This is a genomic window from Streptomyces sp. NPDC001668 (assembly GCF_042893155.1).
In the GTDB taxonomy this organism is placed as follows: Bacteria; Actinomycetota; Actinomycetes; order Streptomycetales; family Streptomycetaceae; genus Streptomyces.
In genome coordinates, this window is record NZ_JBIAUQ010000003.1 from 98,825 (window position 1) to 119,457 (window position 20,633).

At 70.1% G+C, this 20,633-nt stretch carries 19 protein-coding genes, 5 tRNA genes and 2 pseudogenes; 8 read left to right on the top strand and 18 right to left on the bottom strand.

The genetic code is table 11. The features are described 5' to 3' along the window. Positions 1-185 precede the first annotated feature (185 nt). The 3 genes from ACFYZ8_RS10120 to ACFYZ8_RS10130 all read right to left on the bottom strand — a co-directional run bounded on the left by ACFYZ8_RS10120 (position 186) and on the right by ACFYZ8_RS10130 (position 3,197). Complete coding sequence (locus tag ACFYZ8_RS10120) at positions 186-1,343, bottom strand: D-alanine--D-alanine ligase family protein (protein WP_359030992.1); 1,158 nt, start codon at positions 1,341-1,343, stop codon at positions 186-188. Between the two features lie 82 nt (positions 1,344-1,425). Then, positions 1,426-2,436 (bottom strand): NAD(P)H-dependent glycerol-3-phosphate dehydrogenase, encoded by a 1,011-nt coding sequence (locus tag ACFYZ8_RS10125; protein ID WP_388534112.1) that lies wholly within the window; start codon positions 2,434-2,436, stop codon positions 1,426-1,428. Beyond that, positions 2,433-3,197 carry a lysophospholipid acyltransferase family protein gene (locus ACFYZ8_RS10130; protein WP_359030990.1) on the bottom strand — a complete coding sequence of 255 codons (765 nt, stop codon included), beginning with the start codon at positions 3,195-3,197 and terminating at the stop codon, positions 2,433-2,435. The genes ACFYZ8_RS10125 and ACFYZ8_RS10130 overlap by 4 nt, the downstream gene beginning before the upstream one ends. A gap of 155 nt (positions 3,198-3,352) precedes the next feature. On the opposite strand from ACFYZ8_RS10130, the gene cofC reads away from it, so the two are divergent. Further along, on the top strand, positions 3,353-3,991 hold the full coding sequence (gene cofC, locus ACFYZ8_RS10135; protein WP_388534114.1) for a 2-phospho-L-lactate guanylyltransferase: 639 nt from the start codon (positions 3,353-3,355) through the stop codon (positions 3,989-3,991). Between the two features lie 9 nt (positions 3,992-4,000). After that, positions 4,001-4,192 (top strand): hypothetical protein, encoded by a 192-nt coding sequence (locus ACFYZ8_RS10140; protein ID WP_356022956.1) that lies wholly within the window; start codon positions 4,001-4,003, stop codon positions 4,190-4,192. A gap of 71 nt (positions 4,193-4,263) precedes the next feature. Here ACFYZ8_RS10140 and ACFYZ8_RS10145 read toward each other — a convergent pair whose 3' ends face one another. From ACFYZ8_RS10145 to leuC, 4 genes are all read right to left on the bottom strand, one after another. Then, entirely contained in the window at positions 4,264-4,911 is a 648-nt protein-coding gene (locus ACFYZ8_RS10145) for an HU family DNA-binding protein (RefSeq protein WP_359030988.1), read from the bottom strand. A gap of 137 nt (positions 4,912-5,048) precedes the next feature. Next, positions 5,049-5,279 (bottom strand): hypothetical protein, encoded by a 231-nt coding sequence (locus ACFYZ8_RS10150; protein ID WP_388534117.1) that lies wholly within the window; start codon positions 5,277-5,279, stop codon positions 5,049-5,051. A 276-nt stretch (positions 5,280-5,555) separates the two neighbouring features. Next, positions 5,556-6,149 (bottom strand): 3-isopropylmalate dehydratase small subunit, encoded by a 594-nt coding sequence (gene leuD / locus ACFYZ8_RS10155; RefSeq protein ID WP_359030987.1) that lies wholly within the window; start codon positions 6,147-6,149, stop codon positions 5,556-5,558. A 5-nt stretch (positions 6,150-6,154) separates the two neighbouring features. Further along, positions 6,155-7,579: a 3-isopropylmalate dehydratase large subunit gene (leuC, locus tag ACFYZ8_RS10160; protein WP_359030985.1), complete on the bottom strand. Its 1,425-nt coding sequence runs from the start codon at positions 7,577-7,579 to the stop codon at positions 6,155-6,157. Between the two features lie 191 nt (positions 7,580-7,770). On the opposite strand from leuC, the gene ndgR reads away from it, so the two are divergent. Beyond that, a complete protein-coding gene (gene ndgR / locus ACFYZ8_RS10165) occupies positions 7,771-8,487 on the top strand; it encodes an IclR family transcriptional regulator NdgR (protein WP_007384919.1) in 717 nt (238 codons plus the stop codon). 237 nt (positions 8,488-8,724) lie between these two features. Here the strand turns inward: ndgR and ACFYZ8_RS10170 are convergent. After that, a pseudogene (locus ACFYZ8_RS10170) lies at positions 8,725-9,003 on the bottom strand (monooxygenase family protein); the annotation flags it as partial. 76 nt (positions 9,004-9,079) lie between these two features. On the opposite strand from ACFYZ8_RS10170, the pseudogene ACFYZ8_RS10175 reads away from it, so the two are divergent. Beyond that, positions 9,080-9,580 (top strand): annotated as a pseudogene (locus ACFYZ8_RS10175) (transcriptional regulator); the annotation flags it as partial. 59 nt (positions 9,581-9,639) lie between these two features. Here the strand turns inward: ACFYZ8_RS10175 and ACFYZ8_RS10180 are convergent. From ACFYZ8_RS10180 to ACFYZ8_RS10225, 10 genes are all read right to left on the bottom strand, one after another. Then, positions 9,640-9,715, bottom strand: a tRNA-Glu gene (locus tag ACFYZ8_RS10180). A gap of 44 nt (positions 9,716-9,759) precedes the next feature. Further along, positions 9,760-9,831 (bottom strand) — tRNA-Gln (locus ACFYZ8_RS10185). A 20-nt stretch (positions 9,832-9,851) separates the two neighbouring features. Then, positions 9,852-9,924, bottom strand: a tRNA-Glu gene (locus ACFYZ8_RS10190). A gap of 62 nt (positions 9,925-9,986) precedes the next feature. Next, a tRNA-Glu gene (locus ACFYZ8_RS10195) sits at positions 9,987-10,059 on the bottom strand. A gap of 40 nt (positions 10,060-10,099) precedes the next feature. After that, positions 10,100-10,171: transfer RNA gene (locus tag ACFYZ8_RS10200), tRNA-Gln, on the bottom strand. A 91-nt stretch (positions 10,172-10,262) separates the two neighbouring features. Beyond that, complete coding sequence (locus tag ACFYZ8_RS10205; RefSeq protein ID WP_359030984.1) at positions 10,263-10,997, bottom strand: HAD family hydrolase; 735 nt, start codon at positions 10,995-10,997, stop codon at positions 10,263-10,265. Between the two features lie 50 nt (positions 10,998-11,047). Beyond that, positions 11,048-11,710 carry a DUF4241 domain-containing protein gene (locus ACFYZ8_RS10210; RefSeq protein WP_388534122.1) on the bottom strand — a complete coding sequence of 221 codons (663 nt, stop codon included), beginning with the start codon at positions 11,708-11,710 and terminating at the stop codon, positions 11,048-11,050. Positions 11,711-11,829: 119 nt separating this feature from the next. After that, positions 11,830-13,314, bottom strand: coding sequence for a glutamate--tRNA ligase (gene gltX / locus ACFYZ8_RS10215; RefSeq protein ID WP_359030982.1), 1,485 nt, complete (start codon positions 13,312-13,314; stop codon positions 11,830-11,832). Continuing rightward, a complete protein-coding gene (locus ACFYZ8_RS10220; RefSeq protein WP_359030981.1) occupies positions 13,298-14,083 on the bottom strand; it encodes a fumarylacetoacetate hydrolase family protein in 786 nt (261 codons plus the stop codon). Before ACFYZ8_RS10220 ends, gltX begins: the two co-directional genes overlap by 17 nt. Positions 14,084-14,212: 129 nt before the next feature. Further along, positions 14,213-14,395, bottom strand: coding sequence for a hypothetical protein (locus tag ACFYZ8_RS10225; protein ID WP_359030980.1), 183 nt, complete (start codon positions 14,393-14,395; stop codon positions 14,213-14,215). Between the two features lie 565 nt (positions 14,396-14,960). Here ACFYZ8_RS10225 and ACFYZ8_RS10230 point away from each other — a divergent pair. The 4 genes from ACFYZ8_RS10230 (at position 14,961) to ACFYZ8_RS10245 (ending at position 20,267) form a co-directional block, all read left to right on the top strand. After that, positions 14,961-18,779, top strand: a complete 3,819-nt coding sequence (locus ACFYZ8_RS10230; protein WP_388534126.1) for a nitrate- and nitrite sensing domain-containing protein — start codon at positions 14,961-14,963, stop codon at positions 18,777-18,779. Between the two features lie 9 nt (positions 18,780-18,788). Next, positions 18,789-19,202: a roadblock/LC7 domain-containing protein gene (locus ACFYZ8_RS10235; protein WP_003993189.1), complete on the top strand. Its 414-nt coding sequence runs from the start codon at positions 18,789-18,791 to the stop codon at positions 19,200-19,202. Positions 19,203-19,312: 110 nt separating this feature from the next. Continuing rightward, entirely contained in the window at positions 19,313-19,711 is a 399-nt protein-coding gene (locus ACFYZ8_RS10240; RefSeq protein WP_003973454.1) for a DUF742 domain-containing protein, read from the top strand. Beyond that, positions 19,692-20,267: an ATP/GTP-binding protein gene (locus ACFYZ8_RS10245; RefSeq protein WP_007384912.1), complete on the top strand. Its 576-nt coding sequence runs from the start codon at positions 19,692-19,694 to the stop codon at positions 20,265-20,267. The genes ACFYZ8_RS10240 and ACFYZ8_RS10245 overlap by 20 nt, the downstream gene beginning before the upstream one ends. Positions 20,268-20,633: the final 366 nt, after the last annotated feature.

Sequence of the window (20,633 nt, forward strand, 5' to 3'; positions counted from 1 at the left end):
CCCAACCCGCGGCGGAAACCCCGCTGACCGGCCCTCGAAGCCCTGCCGAGCCACTTCCGACCACCGCTGAGCCACACCCGGCCAACGGCCGCAGCACGACCTGCCCGTCACGAAAGCCCCGCCGACCAGCAACCGCAGTCCGAGCCACGCCGAGCCGCGGCCGAAGCCCTACCGACCCGCGCCCGCTACCGAAGCCCCGTCGACCTGCGCAGCGCCGCCTCGATCAGCCTGTCCACCAGCTCCGGGTAGCTGATCCCGCTCTTCTCCCACATCTGCGGGTACATCGAGATCGGTGTGAAGCCCGGGAGCGTGTTGATCTCGTTGATCACGAACTCGGCGTCCTCGGTGAGGAAGAAGTCCGCGCGGACCAGGCCCTCGCAGGAGGCCGCGTCGAAGGCGTCGACGGCGAGCTTCTGGACCTCGGCCGTCTCCTCGGGCGTGAGCGGCGCCGGCACGATGCCCGGGGTCGAGTCGATGTACTTCGCCTCGAAGTCGTAGTACGCGTGCTCCTGCGGCGGGGGGATCTCGGCCGGAACCGACGCGCGTGGGCCGTCCTCGAACTCCAGGACACCGCACTCGATCTCACGGCCCCGCAGCGCCGCCTCCACGAGGATCTTCGGGTCGTGGCGCTGCGCCTCGGCGATGGCCTCGTCCAGGCCGGACAGGTCGTCGACCTTGGTGATGCCGATCGACGAACCCGCGCGCGCGGGCTTCACGAAGAGCGGCCAGCCGTGCTCACCCGCGAAGTCGACGATCTTCTTGCGGGCCGCGGACTCGTCCCGCTCCCACTCGCGCGGCCGGATCACCACGTACGGGCCGACCTTGAGCCCGAAGGAGGTGAACACCCGCTTCATGTACTCCTTGTCCTGGCCGACGGCCGAGGCGAGCACACCCGAGCCGACGTACGGGACACCGGAGAGCTCCAGGAGGCCCTGGAGGGTGCCGTCCTCGCCGTAGGGGCCGTGCAGGACGGGGAAGACGACGTCGACCTCACCGAGCGCCTTGGGCACCGATCCGGGCTCGCTGTAGACGACTTCGCGGTTCGCGGGGTCCACGGGGAGCACCACGCCGCCCTCGCTGGATTCGGCGAGCTCCTCGACGCTGGGCGTACGGCGCTCGGTGATCGCCATACGGTCCGGTTCGTCGGCGGTGAGCGCCCAGCGGCCGTCCCGGGTGATGCCGATCGGCAGGACGTCGTACTTGGTCCGGTCGATGGCCCGCAGTACCGCGCCGGCGGTGACCACGGAGATCCCGTGTTCGGAGCTGCGCCCGCCGAACACGACGGCCACGCGCGGCTTGCGGGGCGGCTGCTCAGGGCTCTGGGGGAGGTTCTCGGTGCTCATATCGCGTTGAGAGTACCCGTTGGTAGTGCCCCGAGACAGCGTCCACCCCTACGGCGAACGAGGCAAAAAGCGACGTCGTAGCTCAGTGTCGCTCGGGCTTCGCGCTGCGCGACATCAGCTCCTTGACGGCGACCACCGGGGGCTTGCCCTCGTGCACGATGCCGACGACGGTCTCGGTGATCGGCATGTCGACGCCGTGCCTGCGGGCCAGATCCAGCACGGACTCACAGGACTTGACGCCCTCGGCGGTCTGGTTGGTGACCGCGATGGTCTCCTGGAGGGTCATGCCCTTGCCGAGGTTGGTGCCGAAGGTGTGGTTGCGCGACAGCGGCGAGGAGCAGGTCGCCACCAGGTCGCCGAGACCGGCGAGTCCGGAGAAGGTCAGCGGGTCGGCACCCATGGCCAGTCCGAGGCGGGTCGTCTCCGCGAGACCGCGCGTGATGAGCGAGCCCTTGGCGTTGTCACCCAGTCCCATGCCGTCCGCGATGCCGACGGCGAGGCCGATGACGTTCTTCACGGCACCGCCGAGTTCGCAGCCCACCACGTCGGTGTTGGTGTACGGGCGGAAGTACGGGGTGTGGCAGGAGGTCTGGAGGCGCCGGGCGACGGCCTCGTCGGTGCAGGCGACCACGGCGGCGGCCGGCATCCGGGCGGCGATCTCCCGCGCGAGGTTGGGTCCGGTGACCACGGCGACGCGGTCGGCGCCGACCTTCGCCACGTCCTCGATCACCTCGCTCATCCGCATGGCCGAGCCGAGTTCGACGCCCTTCATGAGGGAGACGAGGACGGTGTCGGGCGCGAGCAGCGGGGTCCACTCGGCGAGGTTGGCGCGCAGGGTCTGCGAGGGGATCGCGAGGACGGTCAACTCGGCGTCGCGGGCGGCCTCGGCGGCGTCCGCCGTCGCCCGCAGGTTCTCCGGAAGTTCGACACCCGGGAGGTAGTCCGGGTTCGTACGCGTGGAGTTGACCGCTTCCGCGAGTTCGGGACGGCGCGCCCACAGGGTGACCTCGCACCCCGCGTCGGCGAGCACCATGCCGAAGGCGGTGCCCCACGAACCGGTACCGAAGACGGCCGCCTTGACGGGCTTGCTCACTTGCTCTTCTCCCCCTCGTGGCCGCTCTGGGCCTGGGTCCGGCGCCGCTGCTCGATCCGCTCGCGACGCGGGTCGTACGGCGTCGCGGGTGCCTTTTCGCCGCGGAGCAGCTCCAGCTGCTCGGTGATGGCGGCCATGATGACCTCGGTGGCCTCCTTGAGGAGGTCCTGGGTCATCTCCTTGTCGTAGAAGCGCGACAGGTCCACGGGCGGGCCCGCGAGGACGTGCGAGGTCTTGCGCGGCAGGACGTGGAGCTTCTTGGCGTACGGCGGCAGCAGTTCGTTGACGCCCCACTGCGCAACGGGGATCACCGGGCACTTGGTCTGCAGGGCGACGCGCGCGGCGCCGGTCTTGCCGACCATGGGCCACTGGTCGGGGTCCCGGGTGATGGTGCCCTCGGGGTAGAAGGCGACGCACTCACCGCGCTCCACGGCGGCGATCGCGGCCCGGAAGGCGCTGAGCGCGTCCGTGGTCTCGCGATAGACGGGGATCTGACCGGTGCCCCGCATCATGGCGCCGACGAATCCCTTGTTGAAAAGACTGCTCTTTGCGAGGAATCGCGGAACGCGGCCGGTGTTGTACTGGAAGTGCGCGTACGCGAAGGGATCGATGTGCGAATTGTGGTTGACCGCGGCGATAAAACCACCGTCGGCCGGAATGTGCTCCGATCCACGCCAGTCCCGCTTGATCAGAACCACGAGCGGCGGTTTGGCGATCACCGCTGCCAAGCGGTACCAGAAGCCGATTCTGCGGCGGGGCACGCGGACACCTTCCTCTAGGGCCTGAGGGGCCGCACAAGTGTCGCCCCGGGCCGTCTGCCTGTCGAGAACACCGTACGCCCCACCACGGACACCGCCAGATGGGCCGCGTGACGACTGAGTGACAATGGCCGCGACAAGACAAGGACGGAACGCTCGTGCAGTGGACGTTGGTCATCCCGCTCAAACCCCTGGCGCGGGCCAAGAGCAGGCTCTCGGACACCGCCGGCGACGGGGTCCGCCCGGGGCTGGCCCTCGCGTTCGCCCAGGACACCGTGGCGGCGGCGCTGGCCAGCCCGGCGGTCGGTGATGTGGCGGTCGTCACGGACGACGCCCTGGCCGGCCGCGAACTGGCGGCCCTGGGCGCCCGCATCATCCGCGACGAGCCCCGAGGGGGCCTGAACGCGGCCCTGGCGCACGGGGCGGCCGTCGTACGGTCGACGCGCCCCGAAAGCGCCGTCGCGGCCCTGAACGCCGACCTTCCGGCGCTGCGGCCCCTGGAATTGGCCCGGGTCCTGGACGCCGCCGCGGAATTCCCGCGCGCTTTTCTCGCGGACGCGGGGGCAATCGGCACCACTGTGCTGACGGCCCGGGAAGGCGCGGAATTGCACCCCGCATTCGGCCCGGATTCGCGCGCGCGGCACCGCGCCACGGGAGCGTGGGAACTCCCCCTCACCGGCGTGCATTCCGTACGGCAGGACGTGGACACCGGCGAGGACCTGCGGGCCGCGCTGGCGCTCGGGGTGGGTCCCCGGACGGCCGCCGCCGCGGCGCGGTTGCTGATCCCCGGGCAGTAGGCTGCGGCCATGCAGGCGACCGCGTACACGTACGACCCCGAAAGCCGCAGCGGGCAGGTGCTTCTCGACGACGGCACCCCCGTGCCCTTCGACGCTCCGGCGTTCGACGCGGGCGGTCTGAGGCTGCTGCGTCCGGGCCAGCGCGTGCGCATCGAGATGGCCGGGGACAAGGTCACCCTGGTGACCCTCCAGACGTTCTGAACCCCCTCGCACACGCCGCGGGCCGGACTCCGACACGGAGTCCGGCCCGGCGCGTGAGTGCCCCTGTGCCCTTACCTCTTGCGGGCCGTGGCCTTCTTGGCGGTGGTGGTGCGGGCCGCGGACTTCTTGGCGGGCGCCTTCTTGGCGGTCGCCTTCTTCGCCGGGGCGCTCTTGGCCGTCGTCTTCTTGGCGGTGGTCTTGTTCGCCGCGGTGCTCTTGGCGGCGGTACCGGTCGCCTTCTTGGCGGGGGCCTTCTTGGCCGTGGTCTTCTTGGCGGTGGCCGTGGTCTTCCTGGCCGTCGTCTTCTGCGCGGTGGTCTTCTTGGCCGCGGCGGTCTTGGCGGTGGCCTTCTTCGCGGCCGCCTTCTTGACCGTGGCCGAAGATCCGCCGGTCAGGCTGCCCTTGGGCGCCTTCTTGACCGCGACGTCGTTCTTCGGGAGCTTCTTCGTGCCGCTCACCAGGTCCTTGAAGCCCTGGCCCGCGCGGAAGCGCGGAACGGAGGTCTTCTTGACCCGAACCCGCTCGCCCGTCTGGGGGTTGCGGGCGTAACGGGCCGGCCGGTCGACCTTCTCGAACGAACCGAAGCCGGTGACCGAGACACGGTCGCCCGCGACCGTCGCGCGGACGATGGCGTCCAGGACCGCGTCGACCGCGTCGGCGGCCTGCTGGCGGCCGCCCAGCTTGTCGGCAATCGCTTCTACGAGCTGCGCCTTGTTCACGTCTTCCCCTTCGGAGACATTGCCCGAACGAAACTGTTCAAGCCTTTTCGCACGTTAGGCAGATATATACCGCAAATCAAACACGAAACGGGCTTATCACCCTTGTGCCGCAACGAACTCGACTGCTCTGGACTTGTTCAGCGTTCCTCTTCCGGGATTCGCCCCGCGTCGAGGTCGGCCATGAACCCCTCCAGACGCCTTGTCGCTTCGACGACGTCGTGCTTGGCCGCGGCCGTAATGACCAGCAGCTTCCGGGTCAGCGCCATCCGTGCGCCCTCCGGGACTTGCAGTGCGCGCACTCTTGCGTGCGCTTCCTTGAGTTGGTCCGCGACTGCCGCATAGAGCTCGAGTTGGCCGTCGTGTTCCATGCACAGATTGTGCCATCTGGGGCGAGTTGTCGCCTGCTAGGGGTGCAACTGCCGCCTCAAACGGCCTTCCGGGCACATACGGAAGCCACGGCTACAAGGGACGCGTACCCAGACAACACCCGTCGTAACGTGGGAAGTTGAGCGGGCGTGTCGCGCGGTGCGCGGCCGTCCCGGGGCAGACACAGCCGTACCCCCGATCGGGCTGATCGGGGGTACGGCGGGGGTGTTGGGTGGCCGAATCTCGACCTGTTCAGTTGCTCCGGTGGAGGGGCGCGATCACGCCTGCAGCGTCCGCGGCTTGTACGACGGCCGCTTGGCCTCGTACGCGGCGATGTCCGCCTCGTTCTGGAGGGTGATCGAGATGTCGTCCAGGCCGTTCAGGAGCCGCCAGCGGGCGTTCTCGTCGAGCTCGAAGCTCGCGGTGATGCCCTCGGCGCGCACCTCGCGGGCCTCGAGGTCGACCGTGATCTCGGCCTCGGGGTCCTTCTCCGTGAGCTCCTGGAGCGCGTCCACGATCTTCTGGTCCAGAACGACCGTGAGCAGGCCGTTCTTGAGCGAGTTGCCGCGGAAGATGTCGGCGAAGCGGGAGGAGATCACGGCCTTGAAGCCGTAGTTCTGCAGTGCCCACACCGCGTGCTCACGGGAGGAGCCGGTGCCGAAGTCGGGGCCGGCGACCAGGACCGTGGCGCCCTTGCGCTCGGGCTGGTTGAGGATGAATTTCTCGTCCTTGCGCCAGGCCTCGAACAGTCCGTCCTCGAAACCGTCCCGGGTCACCTTCTTGAGCCAGTGAGCAGGGATGATCTGGTCGGTGTCGACGTTGGAGCGGCGCAGCGGGACGGCCCGGCCGGTGTGCGTGGTGAATGCTTCCATGACTCTCAGACTCCAGCGGCGACAGGGGCGTCGGACAGGTCGGCGGGCGAAGCCAGGTGGCCGAGGACCGCGGTGGCGGCCGCGACCTGCGGTGACACCAGGTGCGTACGACCGCCCTTGCCCTGCCGGCCCTCGAAGTTGCGGTTGGAGGTGGACGCGGAGCGCTCACCGGGAGCCAGCTGGTCCGGGTTCATGCCCAGACACATCGAGCAGCCCGCGTGCCGCCATTCGGCGCCGGCCTCCTTGAAGACGACGTCCAGGCCCTCGGAGACGGCCTGCAGGCCCACCCGCGCGGAGCCGGGGACGACCAGCATCCGTACGCCGTCGGCGACTTTGCGGCCCTTGACGAGCTCGGCGGCCGCGCGCAGGTCCTCGATGCGGCCGTTGGTGCACGAACCTACGAAGACGGTGTCCACCTTGATGGAGCGCAGCGGCTGGCCGGCCTCCAACCCCATGTATTCCAGGGCCTTTTCGGCGGCGTGGCGCTCCGATGCGTCTTCGTACGAAGCGGGATCGGGGACGTTCGCCGAAAGCGGCGCGCCCTGGCCCGGGTTGGTGCCCCAGGTGACGAACGGCGACAGTTCGGCGGCCTCGATGACGACCTCGGCGTCGAACTCGGCGTCCTCGTCCGTCTTCAGGGTCTTCCAGTACGCGACGGCCGCGTCCCAGTCCTCGCCCTTCGGCGCGTGCGGGCGGCCCTCGAGGTAGTCGAACGTGGTCTGGTCGGGGGCGATCATGCCCGCGCGGGCACCGGCCTCGATCGACATGTTGCAGATGGTCATGCGGGCTTCCATCGAGAGCTTCTCGATGGCGGAGCCGCGGTACTCCAGGACATAGCCCTGGCCGCCGCCGGTGCCGATCCGGGCGATGATCGCCAGGATCAGGTCCTTGGCGGTGACGCCGTCGGGCAGTTCGCCGTTGACGGTGATCGCCATGGTCTTCGGGCGGACCAGCGGCAGCGTCTGGGTGGCCAGCACGTGCTCGACCTGAGAGGTGCCGATTCCGAACGCCAGGCCGCCGAAGGCGCCGTGCGTGGAGGTGTGGGAGTCGCCGCAGACGACCGTCATACCGGGCTGGGTCAGACCCAGCTGCGGGCCGACCACGTGCACGACACCCTGCTCGACGTCGCCCAGCGGGTGCAGGCGCACCCCGAAGTCGGCGGCGTTCTTGCGCAGCGTCTCCAGCTGGACGCGGGAGACCGGGTCGGCGATCGGCTTGTCGATGTCGAGGGTCGGGGTGTTGTGGTCCTCGGTGGCGATGGTCAGGTCGAGCCGGCGGACCTGGCGACCGCTCTTGCGCAGACCGTCGAAGGCCTGCGGGCTGGTCACCTCGTGCAGCAGGTGCAGATCGATGTAGAGGAGGTCGGGCTCGCCCTCGGCGCGCCGGACGACATGGTCGTCCCAGACCTTCTCCGCGAGTGTCCTACCCATCGCTTTCCCTCCGGTCGGCCAGAGCCGCGCCGACCCAACTAGAAGCTCTTGTGGAGGCGACGCCCATGGCCCCTGTTCCCGGGCACCCGCCGCCGGGCCCGTTGGTCTGCGGGCCGCTGTGCCTACAAGGGTTGCGCGTCTCACGAAAAAAGGAACTTGCGTTTCACAGAGTGAGACGTGAGTATCGTTTCATGGACAACAGTAGCGGCGTCGGCGTCCTGGACAAGGCAGCCCTTGTCCTGAGCGCCCTGGAGTCCGGTCCGGCCACCCTCGCGGGCTTGGTCGCGGCGACCGGACTGGCACGACCCACGGCCCACCGGCTGGCCGTGGCTCTGGAACACCACCGCATGGTGGCACGCGACATGCAGGGCCGTTTCATTCTGGGCCCGCGCCTCGCCGAGCTGGCCGCGGCCGCCGGCGAGGACCGCCTCCTCGCGACGGCCGGCCCGGTGCTCACGCATCTGCGGGACATCACCGGCGAGAGCGCGCAGCTCTACCGCCGCCAGGGCGACATGCGCATCTGCGTCGCCGCGGCCGAGCGCCTGTCGGGTCTCAGGGACACGGTCCCGGTCGGCTCGACGCTCACCATGAAGGCGGGCTCCTCGGCCCAGATCCTGATGGCCTGGGAGGAGCCGGAGCGCCTGCACCGGGGCCTGCAGGGCGCCCGCTTCACGGCGACGGCCCTGTCGGGCGTACGGCGTCGCGGCTGGGCCCAGTCCATCGGTGAGCGCGAGCCGGGCGTCGCGTCCGTCTCCGCGCCGGTCCGCGGCCCCTCCAACCGTGTGGTGGCCGCCGTCTCGGTCTCCGGCCCCATCGAGCGCCTGACCCGCCACCCGGGCCGTATGCACGCACAGGCGGTCATCGACGCCGCGGCTCGCCTCTCTGAGGCGCTGCGCAGAACGGGCTGACTGTCGGGGCGAGACCGGCCTCAACGCCGCGGCAGGTCTTGAACCGACGTCCAGATGTCCCACCCAGGGGCGCGGGGAACTGCGCGATCAGCCACCTACGGCCCGCGCCCGCTCGGCACCCGAAGCCCCACGGCGCAGAATCCGCCACCACCGGCAGCCCGCCGTCCGACCCGCCGTCGTGGCCGGTCGTGCCCACGCGGCGGAGCCGCATATCGACACAGCCCCGCGCCCCTGGGGAGCCACAGTCCCGGACCTGTGAGCGAACCGTTCCCTCGCTGAACGCCCCCTGCGCTCCACCGGCACCTGTCCATGCGCCGCCGCCAACCCGAACGCCGGCATGTCGACGTAGATCGACTCGTGCGACGCCTCGGGCACCACGTACGCCTCGTGCCACAGCCCCACGTGCTGCCGTACCTTCCCCGCCTTCTCCTTGCGGTTGATGATCGACCAGGGCCTGTGGTGGAACGTCTCCGGCGAGTGCGCGTACGTCCGCGGCGAGGCCGTCAGCAGCACATGTGGTTGATGCGCATCCCGATCAGGAGGACGACCACGGCGAGCGGCACTATCCGACGGCGGATGTCAGGGCTGTTGCCGCCGGCTGCGGCTGGTGCGGGCGATGATCCAGGTCGGCAAGGTGCCGGTGGCCACGGTCAGGGAGGTCCTTGGACACGTCGACGACGAGTCGCTGCCCGGCGCGATGCGGCTGGGCGCCGCGGTCTGGGCGCTGCCGCAGGTGCCGGAGCCGGACGCGGACGACGAGTTCGTGCGGGACGCGAGGACCGCGATGGAGGAGCTGCTTGGGACACTGGGGTGGTCCAACGCGCAGGCGCTGACGGGCGTCTCCCCCTCGTTCCGCTCCCTGGCGGTGGCGGCGGCCGCGCTGCGCCGGCTCGGCTACGACTGGAGTCCCGACATCCTCGTGCCCTACGCGCGGTTGATGCGCCAAGTGGCCGAGCTGGACATGGCGTTCATGGAGTCGCACGGGTCGGAGGCCGAGAAGGCCGAGATCGCGGTGCTGGGCGTGGTGCACGCGGAACCGCTGCTCCAGGCGCTGCACCGGCTGGCCCAGGAGGAGGAGTCGACCCGCAGATAGGGTGGGGAATGAACCCGGAACGCAGCGAAGGCCCTCCGCCTGAGCGAAGAGCCTTCGTGTGGTACCCCCGACCGGATTCGAACCGGCGCTACCGCCTTGAGAGGGCGGCGTGCTAGGCCGCTACACAACGGGGGCCTAGAACCTGCAAGCGTGTACTACTACACGGCCGCAGGTCCGAGCTGGTCTACCTGGACTCGAACCAAGACTAACTGAACCAGAATCAGTCGTGCTGCCAATTACACCATAGACCAATGTGGTTTAGACCAGTGCGTACCCCCGACCGGATTCGAACCGGCGCTACCGCCTTGAGAGGGCGGCGTGCTAGGCCGCTACACAACGGGGGCCCTAGCGATCCTGCGTGAGAGTCAGCGGGTGCGACCCGGACTGACCCTCCGGGAAGGATCTGTACCCCCGACCGGATTCGAACCGGCGCTACTGCCTTGAGAGGGCAGCGTGCTAGGCCGCTACACAACGGGGGCTTCGCGGAGTTGATCTCCGCCTGCAGATGAGCTCTGCGAGCTGGCCTACCTGGACTCGAACCAAGACTAACTGAACCAGAATCAGTCGTGCTGCCAATTACACCATAGGCCACTGGAACGCAAGCCCCGAAGGGGATTTTGTTCTAGTTCGCTCCTCCGGTTTCCGGCCTTTCGGCCCGCTCCCCGGCGGCGCAGGAAGAACATTACCCGAAGGTGGACGGGGCTCCAAAACGGGTATCCGCGCCGAGGATCGCGGGGAGTTCGGCGAGCGAGGCGATCCGGTCCGCTCCGGCGGGCGTGGGGACATGGGCGTGCACACCGCCCTCGCGGTGGATCCACACCGACAGCAGTCCGGCCTCGGCGGCGCCCCGTCCGTCGATCTCCGGGTGGTCGCCGACGTACGCCACCTGGTGCGGGGCGAGCTCCAGGGCGTCGCAGGCCGCGAGGAAGGCGCCGGCCTCGGGCTTGGAGACGCCCAGTTCGGCTGCGCACAGGATGACCTCGAAGCGGTCGTGGACGCCGAGGACGCGCAGTTTGTGGTCCTGGACGTGGATGCTGGAGTTGGACAGCACCGCGTGCCGGTGACTGGCCGCGAGGGCGTCCAGGGCGGGCAGGACGTCCGGGAAGAGGGCCCAGGCGGTCTCGTAGTGCGCGATGTAGCGCTGGAACCAGGCGTCGGCCTCCGCGTCGGTCAGCTCCTGGCCCAGGAACACCCGCACCCGGTCCCGGCGCTGCCCCTGGAAGTCGACCTCGCCCGCCGAGAACCGCGCCCACTGGGCGTCGGTGACCGCCCGCCACCGCGCGATGGCCTGCTCGACGCTCTCGTACCCCGCCAGCAGCCCCTCGGCCGCCAGATGCAGCCCCATTCCGACGCGGTCGGCCCCCGTGTAGTCGAAGAGGGTGTCGTCGACGTCCCAGACCACGGCCCGAATACTCATGATCCGACGGTAACCCGGTGTCCGGGCCCGCGTCCGGCGCTTGCCGCCCCTCAGGACGGGTCGGACGCCACGAAGAAGTCCGTGAGGAAGCAGGTGACCTCGCCGGACGCGGAACGTCCGATCCAGGTGGGGTAGAAACCGTCTCCCCAGCCGGAGGTGGCGGCGACGAGGGTGTGGCCGGTGGAGGGGGAGGTGACCAGGTGCGGGCCACCGGACCAGTCGCTGTTCTCGAAGGCGTCCCACAGCGGGCCCTCGTCCTCCTGCGCCTCCGGGAAGGCCTCCTCGGCCGCGGCGTCGTAGAAGCAGCCGGTGCCGGCGTCCACGCCGTAGCCGAAGAACTCGTCGTCCTTGAGCTCCGCCGGGTCCTGGCCGGGGCACAGGGCCAACTCCCAGGCGGTGGTGGGCTCGTCGCGGATGACCAGGCGCAGGGCGGCCACCCTCAGGTGGGGCTTGTCGGCCGGGGGCTCGTCGGGCCGGCCGATGGTCGCGACGGCCGCCTCCACGCGGTAGCGGCCGGGGGGCACGGAGACCGTGAACGGCTCGACGTCCCCCGAGCCGAGGTAGACGAACGGATCGCAGGCGACGACCCGGCCCGTGGGCAGGTCGAGCTCCCCTCCCCCTGCCACGTGGATCACGCCGGTGGTCCCGGACTCGTAGGCGAAGGTGCTGCCCGGGGTGAACAGCCAGGTGTAGTCGCGGGGGGACATGGGCATGTCGGCGCCTTTCCGGATCTTGTGCGGGTGAGCCGGAACAGTAGTGCGCACCACTGACAGTCACGCGTGAGGGGCGGCCCCCGGAGACCCCCGGTTGCCGCCCCTCACGCGTGCGTGCCCTACGCGGCCAGCTTCGCCAGCGCCGCGTCGATGCGGGCCAGCGTCGTCTCCTTGCCCAGGATCTCCAGGGACTCGAAGAGCGGCAGGCCGACCGTGCGGCCGGTGACGGCGACCCGGACCGGGGCCTGGGCCTTGCCGAGCTTGAGGCCGTGGGTCTCGCCGGCGGCCAGGACGGCCTCCTTGAGGGACTCCGGCGAGGTCCAGTCCGCCGACTCCAGCTTCTCGCGGGCCGTGCGGAGCAGGGCGTCGGAGCCCTCCTTCATGGCCTTGGTCCAGCTCGGCTCGTCGAAGACGGGCTCGGGGAGGAAGAGGAAGTCGACGTTGTCCGTGATCTCCGACAGGACCTTGAGGCGGGTCTGGGCGTGCGGGGCGATCGCCTGCCACTTCGACTCGTCGAAGTCCTCCGGTGCCCAGGGGGCGAAGGGGGCCCTGAGCCACGGGGCGCAGCGCTCCGTGAAGTCCTTCGTGTCCAGGAGGCGGATGTGGTCGGCGTTGATCGCCTCGCACTTCTTCAGGTCGAAGCGGGCCGGGTTGGGGTTCACGTCCGCGATGTCGAAGGCCGCGATCAGCTCGTCGGTGCTGAAGATGTCCTTGTCCGCGGAGAGCGACCAGCCGAGCAGCGACAGGTAGTTGAGCAGGCCCTCGGGGAGGAAGCCGCGCTCCCGGTAGAGGTTGAGCGAGGCCTGCGGGTCGCGCTTGGAGAGCTTCTTGTTGCCCTCGCCCATCACGTACGGCAGGTGGCCGAAGGCCGGCACGTACTTGGCGACGCCCAGCTCGATCAGCGCCTTGTACAGGGCGATCTGGCGCGGGGTGGAGGACAGCAGGTCCTCGCCGCGCAGGACGTGCGTGATCTCCATCAGCGCGTCGTCGACCGGGTTCACGAGCGTGTAGAGGGGCGCGCCGTTCGCCCGTACGATCCCGTAGTCCGGGACGTTCTCCGGGGTGAAGGTCAGCTCGCCGCGGACCAGGTCCGTGAAGGTGATCGTCTCGTCGGGCATGCGGAAGCGGACGATCGGCGTACGGCCCTGGGCCTGGTACTCCTCGACCTGCGCGGCGCTGAGGTCGCGGCAGTGGCCGTCGTATCCGGACGGCCTGCCGGCCGCGCGGGCGGCCTCGCGGCGGGTGTCCAGCTCCTCCTGGGAGCAGTAGCAGTGGTACGCGTGACCGGCGTCCAGCAGCTTCGCGGCGACGTCCTTGTAGAGGTCCATGCGCTGCGACTGGCGGTACGGCGCGTGCGGGCCGCCGATCTCGGGGCCCTCGTCCCAGTCGAAGCCCAGCCAGCGCATCGAGTCCAGCAGCTGCTCGTAGGACTCCTCGGAGTCGCGGGCCGCGTCGGTGTCCTCGATGCGGAAGACGAGGGTGCCCTGGTGGTGCCGGGCGAACGCCCAGTTGAACAGGGCGGTGCGGACCAGGCCCACGTGGGGGTTACCGGTGGGCGAGGGGCAGAAACGTACGCGGACGGGTGCGCTAGCCACGCTTGACAACCTTGTTGGTGAGAGTGCCGATGCCTTCGATGGTGACGGCGACCTCGTCGCCGACGGTGAGCGGCCCGACGCCTGCCGGGGTGCCCGTGAGGATCACGTCGCCGGGGAGCAGCGTCATGGCCTCGGAGATGTTGACGATCAGATCCTCGATGCCGTGGATCATCTCGCTGGTGCGGCCGAGCTGGCGTTGTTCGCCGTTGACGGTGAGCTGGATCGTCAGGTCGGAGGCCGTCTCCAGGTCCAGGTCCGTCTCCACCCAGGGGCCGAGCGGGCAGGAGGTGTCGAAGCCCTTGGCCCGCGCCCACTGCTTCTCGCGCTTCTGGACGTCCCGCGCGGTGATGTCGTTCGCGCAGGTGTAGCCGAAGATCACGTCCTTGACGCGCTCGCGCGGGACCTCGCGGCACATCCGGCCGATGACGACGGCCAGTTCGGCCTCGTGGTGGACGTCCGCGGAGAAGGAGGGGTACTGGATCTCGTCGCCGGGGCCGATCACCGAGGTGGAGGGCTTGAAGAAGGCGAACGGGACGTCCGGGACGTCGTTGCCCAGTTCCTTCGCGTGGTCGGCGTAGTTGCGGCCGTACGCCACGACCTTGTTGGGGAGCACCGGCGGCAGCAGACGCACCTTGTTGACCGGGACCTTCGTACCGGAGAGCTCGAAGTCCGCGAACGGGATGCCCTTGATGATGTCGAGGACGAGCTCGTCCGGCCTGTCGCCCTCGACCGCGCCGAAGGCGACGTTCCCGTCGATGGAGAATCTGGCGATGCGCACGGGATCTGGGCGCCCCTCTACTCGGCCGGCTGGAGTCTGAGGCTCCAGGCTAACGCGGGGAGGGGTCGGCGCCTCGCGCAATACGCCCGGGTCACCTGCCCGCAGGGCGGTGATCCGGGCGCGCTACGGTTACTTGGCGGCGGAGGCCGGGATCTCCATCAGGACCGTGCGCCGGGGGTTGGCGGTCTGGGCGGGGAGGTCGAGCGGGTGCTCCGGCTGCTCCGGGATCCGCAGTGCGTCGGCGTCCTCGAGGTGCGCCAGCGTCGTGCGCCGCGGGTTGGCAATGTTGCGGAACATCATCGTCGTCTTCACGGTTGTACTCGACCTCGGATGTGGTGGGTTGGGCAGATGCGACCTTCTTGTAAAGCGTCAGGCTAAACATGCCATTCCCTTCGGAAGTCGCGAAGCACTCATGATCGGCATGTGAGTTTGCTCACTGACCTGTGGGCAAACCGGACAAATCCCAGCCGCAACTCACCCCAACGAAACGGACATTGACTCCCTGAAGCCATCATTCCGCTCCTGATCATGGCGACTGGGACACCCCCCTCCGTGGGGGGACTCGCGGACCTATGTCCGATATCGACGAGAACGCTTCCCACACCCGGTGACACGACCCTCACGTGGTGTCACGTAGGTCACGGTCTGACCCACGGACCTTGTTGGAGATCCTGCACTGTGCTGGAATTCCACGGACCGCCGCGGGATCGAACCGGCGCACAGGGGGCGCAGAGAAGCGCCGAGCGGCGGTGAGAAGGGGGAGCAGCGCCGGTCACCTACGACCACCCGGGGTGCGTATTCAGGGCGCTCCCCACAACGCCGACACCGTGCTCCGCCGTCCTGCGGAGGAGCGCCTGGTCCAGAGGTTGCGACGCTAGTGCAGGGACGTTTCAAGAGGGATGGCAGCGCTTCGGCAGAGCCGGAGCAGCACGGCGGGACCGGCCCCCATGTCGGCGGTTCCTCGGCCCAGCACGCCCAGAACCCGGGCTCGTCCGCGGACAGCGGCCCCGGGCGCCTCGGCACGTCGGCGTCCTCGGGCCCGGCGGCCCCGGCCACGCCGACGGTGAAGCCCCCGAAGGGCCCGAACGGCCCGGGATCGCGCATGGCCCTGCGCAACTGGCGCATCTCCACGCGCCTGGTGTCGCTGCTCGCGCTCCCCGTGGTGGCGGCCACCTCGCTGGGCGCGCTGCGCATCAACGACTCCATGGACGACATCCAGCAGCTCGACAACATGAAGCTGCTGACGGAGATGACCAAGCAGGCCACCGAGCTGGCGGCAGCGCTCCAGGAGGAGCGCGACCAGTCGGCCGGCCCGCTGGCGCACAACTCCACGGCGAGCAACATCACGGTCAAGGGCTACCGGGACAAGACGGACCGGGCCGCGACCAACTTCATCGCCGCCGCCGAGGACATCGACACCTCCAGCAAGGACGGCAACCTCCAGGGCGTCCGCGACAGCCTCGTCGGCCTGGTCCGCGACCTGGACACGCTCAGCAAGATCCGCAGCGACGCCTACGACACCAAGGGCAACGCCACCCAGACGGTGGAGTCCTACCACCGTCTGATCACCCACCTGCTGGACCTCTCCCAGGACATGGCCGAGGCCACCAGCAACCCGGACATGATCCAGCGCACGCGTGCGCTGGCGGCGTTCTCCTCCGCCAAGGAGTACGCGTCCATCCAGCGCGCGGTTCTCGCGGCGGCCCTGCCGCCCAACACCACGACCCTCGGCAACCTCACCGAGAACGACCGGCTGTACGCCCAGGGCGCCCTCGACAGCGAGGAGTCCGAACTCAGCAGCTTCCGGAGCATCTACGGCGACGACGGCGCCGAGGAACTCCTCAAGCCGGTCGAGGACGGCAACTCCACCATCGAGGCCGCCGACCAGTACGCCAGCCGTGCCTTCGGCCGCCCGGAGGGCCTCGCCGACCTGGACAGGCGCTCCTACAAGGACTGGGTCGACGACAGTTCGACCAAGATCCAGGAGATGGGGCGCATCGAGCACACGCTGCTCGAGGACATGGAGCAGAAGGCCCGCGAGCTGCGCAGCGCCACCGAGCGCGACGCGATCATCGCCGGTGCCCTGATCCTGATCGTGCTGGGTGTCTCCCTGGTCGGCGCCTTCGTCGTCGCCCGGTCCATGATCCGCTCGCTGCGCCGCCTCCAGGAGACGGCCACCAAGGTCGCCCAGGACCGCCTGCCCGAGCTGGTCAAGCAGCTGTCCGAGTCCGACCCGCAGGACGTCGACACGTCCGTGGAGTCGGTCGGTGTGCACTCCCGGGACGAGATCGGCCGGGTGGCCGCGGCCTTCGACGACGTGCACCGCGAGGCCGTCCGCCTCGCCGCCGAGCAGGCCCTGCTGCGGGGCAACGTCAACGCGATGTTCACCAACCTCTCGCGCCGCTCCCAGGGCCTCATCCAGCGCCAGCTCTCGCTCATCTCCGAACTGGAGTCCCGCGAGGCCGACCCGGACCAGCTGTCCTCGCTGTTCAAGCTCGACCACCTCGCGACCCGCATGCGCCGTAACGGTGAGAACCTCCTCGTCCTCGCGGGTGAGGAGCCCGGCCGCCGCTGGACCCGCCCGGTCCCGCTGGTCGACGTGCTGCGTGCCGCCGCGTCCGAGGTGGAGCAGTACGAGCGCATCGAGCTGGCCTCCGTGCCGACCACCGAAGTGGCCGGCCGCGTGGTCAACGACCTCGTGCACCTGCTGGCCGAGCTGCTGGAGAACGCCACCTCGTTCTCCTCTCCGCAGACCAAGGTCAAGGTCACCGGTCACGCGCTGCCCGACGGCCGCGTGCTGATCGAGATCCACGACACCGGCATCGGCCTCTCCCCCGAGGACCTCGCCGCGATCAACGAGCGGCTCGCCTCGCCGCCCACCGTGGACGTCTCCGTCTCCCGCCGCATGGGTCTGTTCGTGGTCGGCCGCCTGTCGCAGCGCCACGGCATCCGCATCCAGCTGCGCCCGTCCGACTCCGGTGGTACGACCGCGCTGGTCATGCTGCCGGTCGATGTCGCCCAGGGCGGCAAGAAGCCCCAGCCCAAGCCCGGTCAGGGCGTCCCCGGCGCCCCCGCCGGGGCGCAGACCGCCGCCGGTGTGGCCGCGGCCCGCCGTGGCGGCGGCAACGGCCAGGGCGGCGGTGCCCTCGGCGGTGCGCCCGGTGGTGCGGGCGGCGGCGCTCTCGGCGCCGGTGCCCCCTCGGGCGGACGGCTCAACGCGGGTCAGGGACCGCGGGCCGCGCTGCCCGGCAGTGGCCAGGGCGGCCGTCCCGGTGCTCCGGGCGGGCAGCGGGGACCGCAGGGTCCCGGTATGCCTCCGCAGGGCCGGCCCGCACCGGCCGGTGCGGGCGCCGGGTTCGGCGGCCAGGCCCCGGGTGCCCCGCAGGGCCTCCAGGCCGCGGGCACGGGCGGTCCGGGCCAGGACGCCTTCAGCGGTCAGGACGCCTTCGGTGGCGGCCAGGACGCCTTCGGCGGCCGGGGTTCGGTGCCCCCGCAGTCGCAGGCCCCGAACGCAGGACAGGCTCCCGAGCCGCAGGGCCGGCGCCGTCGGCCGCAGCTGCCGGGCCGCGGTGGTCCGCGGGCCGAGCTGCCGGGCGGCGACCAGCAGCCCCGCACCCCGAGCTGGAGCGACGAGAACGCCCAGCCGCCGGTGCCGCGCGCCTCGCTCGACGTCCCGCGCGGCCATGACGAGCAGGACCCGGCCGCCACGTCCCGCATGCCGCGGATCGAGAACCACCAGGGTCCGGCGAGCACCTCCGAGTTCCCCCGCCCGGACTTCGACGCCCCGCAGAACACCGGCCAGTTCCCGAGGCCGGGTGCGAACGGTCCGCAGCACACGGGGCAGTTCCCGCGCCCGGGCGCCCAGGACACCGGCGAGTTGCCGCGGCCCGGCGCGGCCGACCCGCAGAACACGGGCGGGTACGTCCGCCCGGACGTCTTCGGCACTCCGGCCGGGCAGAACAGCGGCTCGCAGACCGGGCAGTTCGCGACTCCGCAGGGGTACGACAACGGCTCGACCGGCCAGTTCGCGATGCCGGGCTACGACGGCGGCTCCACCGGGCAGCACTCCCTGCCGGGCCGTCAGGACCCCGCGAACACGGGCCAGTTCGAGCGCCCCCAGGCCAATGGCGCCGACTTCGGCGCCCCGCGGCCGCCCGTGCCCCCGCGGCCGCAGCAGCGGCCGGCCCGCCAGGAGCCGGAGGCGCTGCCGCCGGCGGGTCCCGGTGACGGCCGTACGCCGCTGTACGACACGCTGGAGACCAACTGGTTCCACGGCAGCCAGCAGCAGGGGCAGCCGGCCAACGGCAACGGCGCCTCCCCTGCGCAGGCCCCGCGCCAGCAGGCTCCGGCGGCCCCCCAGAGTTCTGCCGCCGCCCCACAACGGCCCGCGGCCTCCGCGGCCTGGCGCAGTTCACCCAATGACGACCTCGTCCGGCAGGCGGAGCGTGTCCGTCAGCCGGCCGCGGGCGGTGTCACCACCTCCGGTCTGCCGCGCCGGGTGCCCAGGGCGAACCTCGTCCCGGGTACGGCTCAGCAGCAACAGCACCAAAGCGGTCCTGCTGTCTCGCGTGCGCCTGACGACGTGCGCGGCCGGCTGACCAATCTCCGTCGGGGTATCGCGCAAGGTCGTCAGGTCGGCGGCAACAACGGCCAGACGGGCAGCTTCCCGAACCCCACTCACCAGCAGGAGCGTTAGTTGAGCCCGATGAGCCAGGCGGCACAGAACCTCAACTGGTTGATCACCAACTTCGTGGACAACACCCCTGGGGTGTCCCACACCGTCGTCGTGTCCGCCGACGGTCTCCTGCTGGCGATGTCCGAGGGTTTCCCGCGCGACCGTGCCGACCAGCTGGCGGCCGTCGCCTCCGGACTCACCTCGCTGACGGCGGGCGCCTCACGGATCTTCGAGGGCGGCAGCGTGGCCCAGACCGTGGTGGAGATGGAGCGGGGGTTCCTCTTCCTCATGTCCGTCTCCGACGGTTCCTCGCTCGCGGTCCTGGCGCACCCGGAATGCGACATCGGCCTCGTCGGCTACGAGATGGCACTGCTCGTCGACCGCGCGGGCGCAGTGCTCACGCCTGATCTGCGAGCCGAGCTGCAAGGCAGTCTGCTCCACTGACCGACCCGGTTCCACCCGTCTCACCAAATCACCGTCCGGCCGCCACAATCCCCCCACCGGCCTCACCAGACGGCTAGCCAGACCGACTTGCTGTCCCGCCCGGAGGATTCATGACCCCGCCCACCGCCTCTCATGATCCGTACGCGGAGCCGTACGAGGATGAGGGCGACCAGCCGCTGGTACGTCCGTACGCGATGACCGGCGGCCGGACCCGGCCGCGCTACCAGCTCGCCATCGAGGCCCTGATCAGCACCACGGCCGACCCGGCGGCGCTCATGGGACTGCTCCCCGAGCACCAGCGCATCTGCCACCTGTGCCGTGAGGTGAAGTCGGTCGCCGAGGTCTCGGCACTGCTCGCCATGCCGCTCGGTGTGGCCAGGATCCTCGTCGCGGACCTCGCCGAGGCCGGCCTGGTGGCCATCCACCAGCCGGGCGGCGACGAGAACAACGGCGGCGCTCCCGATGTGACGCTGCTCGAAAGGGTGCTCAGTGGACTTCGCAAGCTCTGACGCGGGGCGGGCCACCACGTCCGCGAAGATCGTGGTGGCCGGCGGCTTCGGCGTGGGCAAGACCACGTTCGTCGGCGCGGTCTCCGAGATCAACCCGCTGCGCACCGAGGCCGTGATGACGTCCGCGTCGGCCGGCATCGACGACCTCACCCACACCGGGGACAAGACGACCACCACGGTCGCCATGGACTTCGGCCGCATCACGCTCGACCAGGACCTGATCCTGTACCTCTTCGGTACGCCCGGTCAGGACCGCTTCTGGTTCATGTGGGACGACCTGGTCCGCGGCGCCATCGGCGCGGTGGTGCTGGTGGACACCCGGCGTCTCGCCGACTGCTTCCCCGCGGTCGACTACTTCGAGAACAGCGGTCTTCCGTTCGTCGTGGCCCTCAACGGCTTCGACGGGCACCAGCCGTACGCACCGGAGGAGGTGCGCGAGGCCCTGCAGATCGGGCCGGACGCACCGATCATCACGACGGACGCCCGGCACCGGTCGGATGCGAAGTCTGCGCTGATCACCCTCGTCGAGCACGCCCTCATGGCACGTCTGCGGTAACGCCCCAGGGACGTGTCGACCAGCTCCCAAATCAAAAGCGTCATACGGCAGTTGTCGTAGATGTCCCGGAGCCGGCTGTGGCCTTGGACACGGTCGGCCCCGGTGTTCATAACGTTTCGGCAGAGGAATCGGGTGGTACGGCCACGCGTGGTTGCCAGCCGGTCTCGCTGCGCTCACAACAGCCCCGTCTTTTGACGGGGCTCGTTCTTTATGACCGTTTTATCTGGGGCTTACATCACGCGGAATCCCCGCGTACCAATGTTTGGTGGTGCGCAGGCCGTCGTGCTGGAATGCCTGAACTGCCCAATAGTCAAAGACGTACTCACTAGTCGATGGCGTACTGGGCTCTGAGAGACTGCGGCACAA

What these genes read in the sequence shown, in the direction of transcription:
- ACFYZ8_RS10120 (WP_359030992.1), bottom strand. Translation starts at nt 1,343, where the DNA reads ATGAGCACCGAGAACCTCCCCCAGAGCCCTGAGCAGCCGCCCCGCAAG.
- ACFYZ8_RS10140 (WP_356022956.1), top strand. Translation starts at nt 4,001, where the DNA reads ATGCAGGCGACCGCGTACACGTACGACCCCGAAAGCCGCAGCGGGCAG.
- ACFYZ8_RS10150 (WP_388534117.1), bottom strand. Translation starts at nt 5,279, where the DNA reads ATGGAACACGACGGCCAACTCGAGCTCTATGCGGCAGTCGCGGACCAA.
- leuD (WP_359030987.1), bottom strand. Translation starts at nt 6,149, where the DNA reads ATGGAAGCATTCACCACGCACACCGGCCGGGCCGTCCCGCTGCGCCGC.
- leuC (WP_359030985.1), bottom strand. Translation starts at nt 7,579, where the DNA reads ATGGGTAGGACACTCGCGGAGAAGGTCTGGGACGACCATGTCGTCCGG.
- ndgR (WP_007384919.1), top strand. Translation starts at nt 7,771, where the DNA reads ATGGACAACAGTAGCGGCGTCGGCGTCCTGGACAAGGCAGCCCTTGTC.
- ACFYZ8_RS10205 (WP_359030984.1), bottom strand. Translation starts at nt 10,997, where the DNA reads ATGAGTATTCGGGCCGTGGTCTGGGACGTCGACGACACCCTCTTCGAC.
- ACFYZ8_RS10210 (WP_388534122.1), bottom strand. Translation starts at nt 11,710, where the DNA reads ATGCCCATGTCCCCCCGCGACTACACCTGGCTGTTCACCCCGGGCAGC.
- ACFYZ8_RS10235 (WP_003993189.1), top strand. Translation starts at nt 18,789, where the DNA reads ATGAGCCAGGCGGCACAGAACCTCAACTGGTTGATCACCAACTTCGTG.
- ACFYZ8_RS10240 (WP_003973454.1), top strand. Translation starts at nt 19,313, where the DNA reads ATGACCCCGCCCACCGCCTCTCATGATCCGTACGCGGAGCCGTACGAG.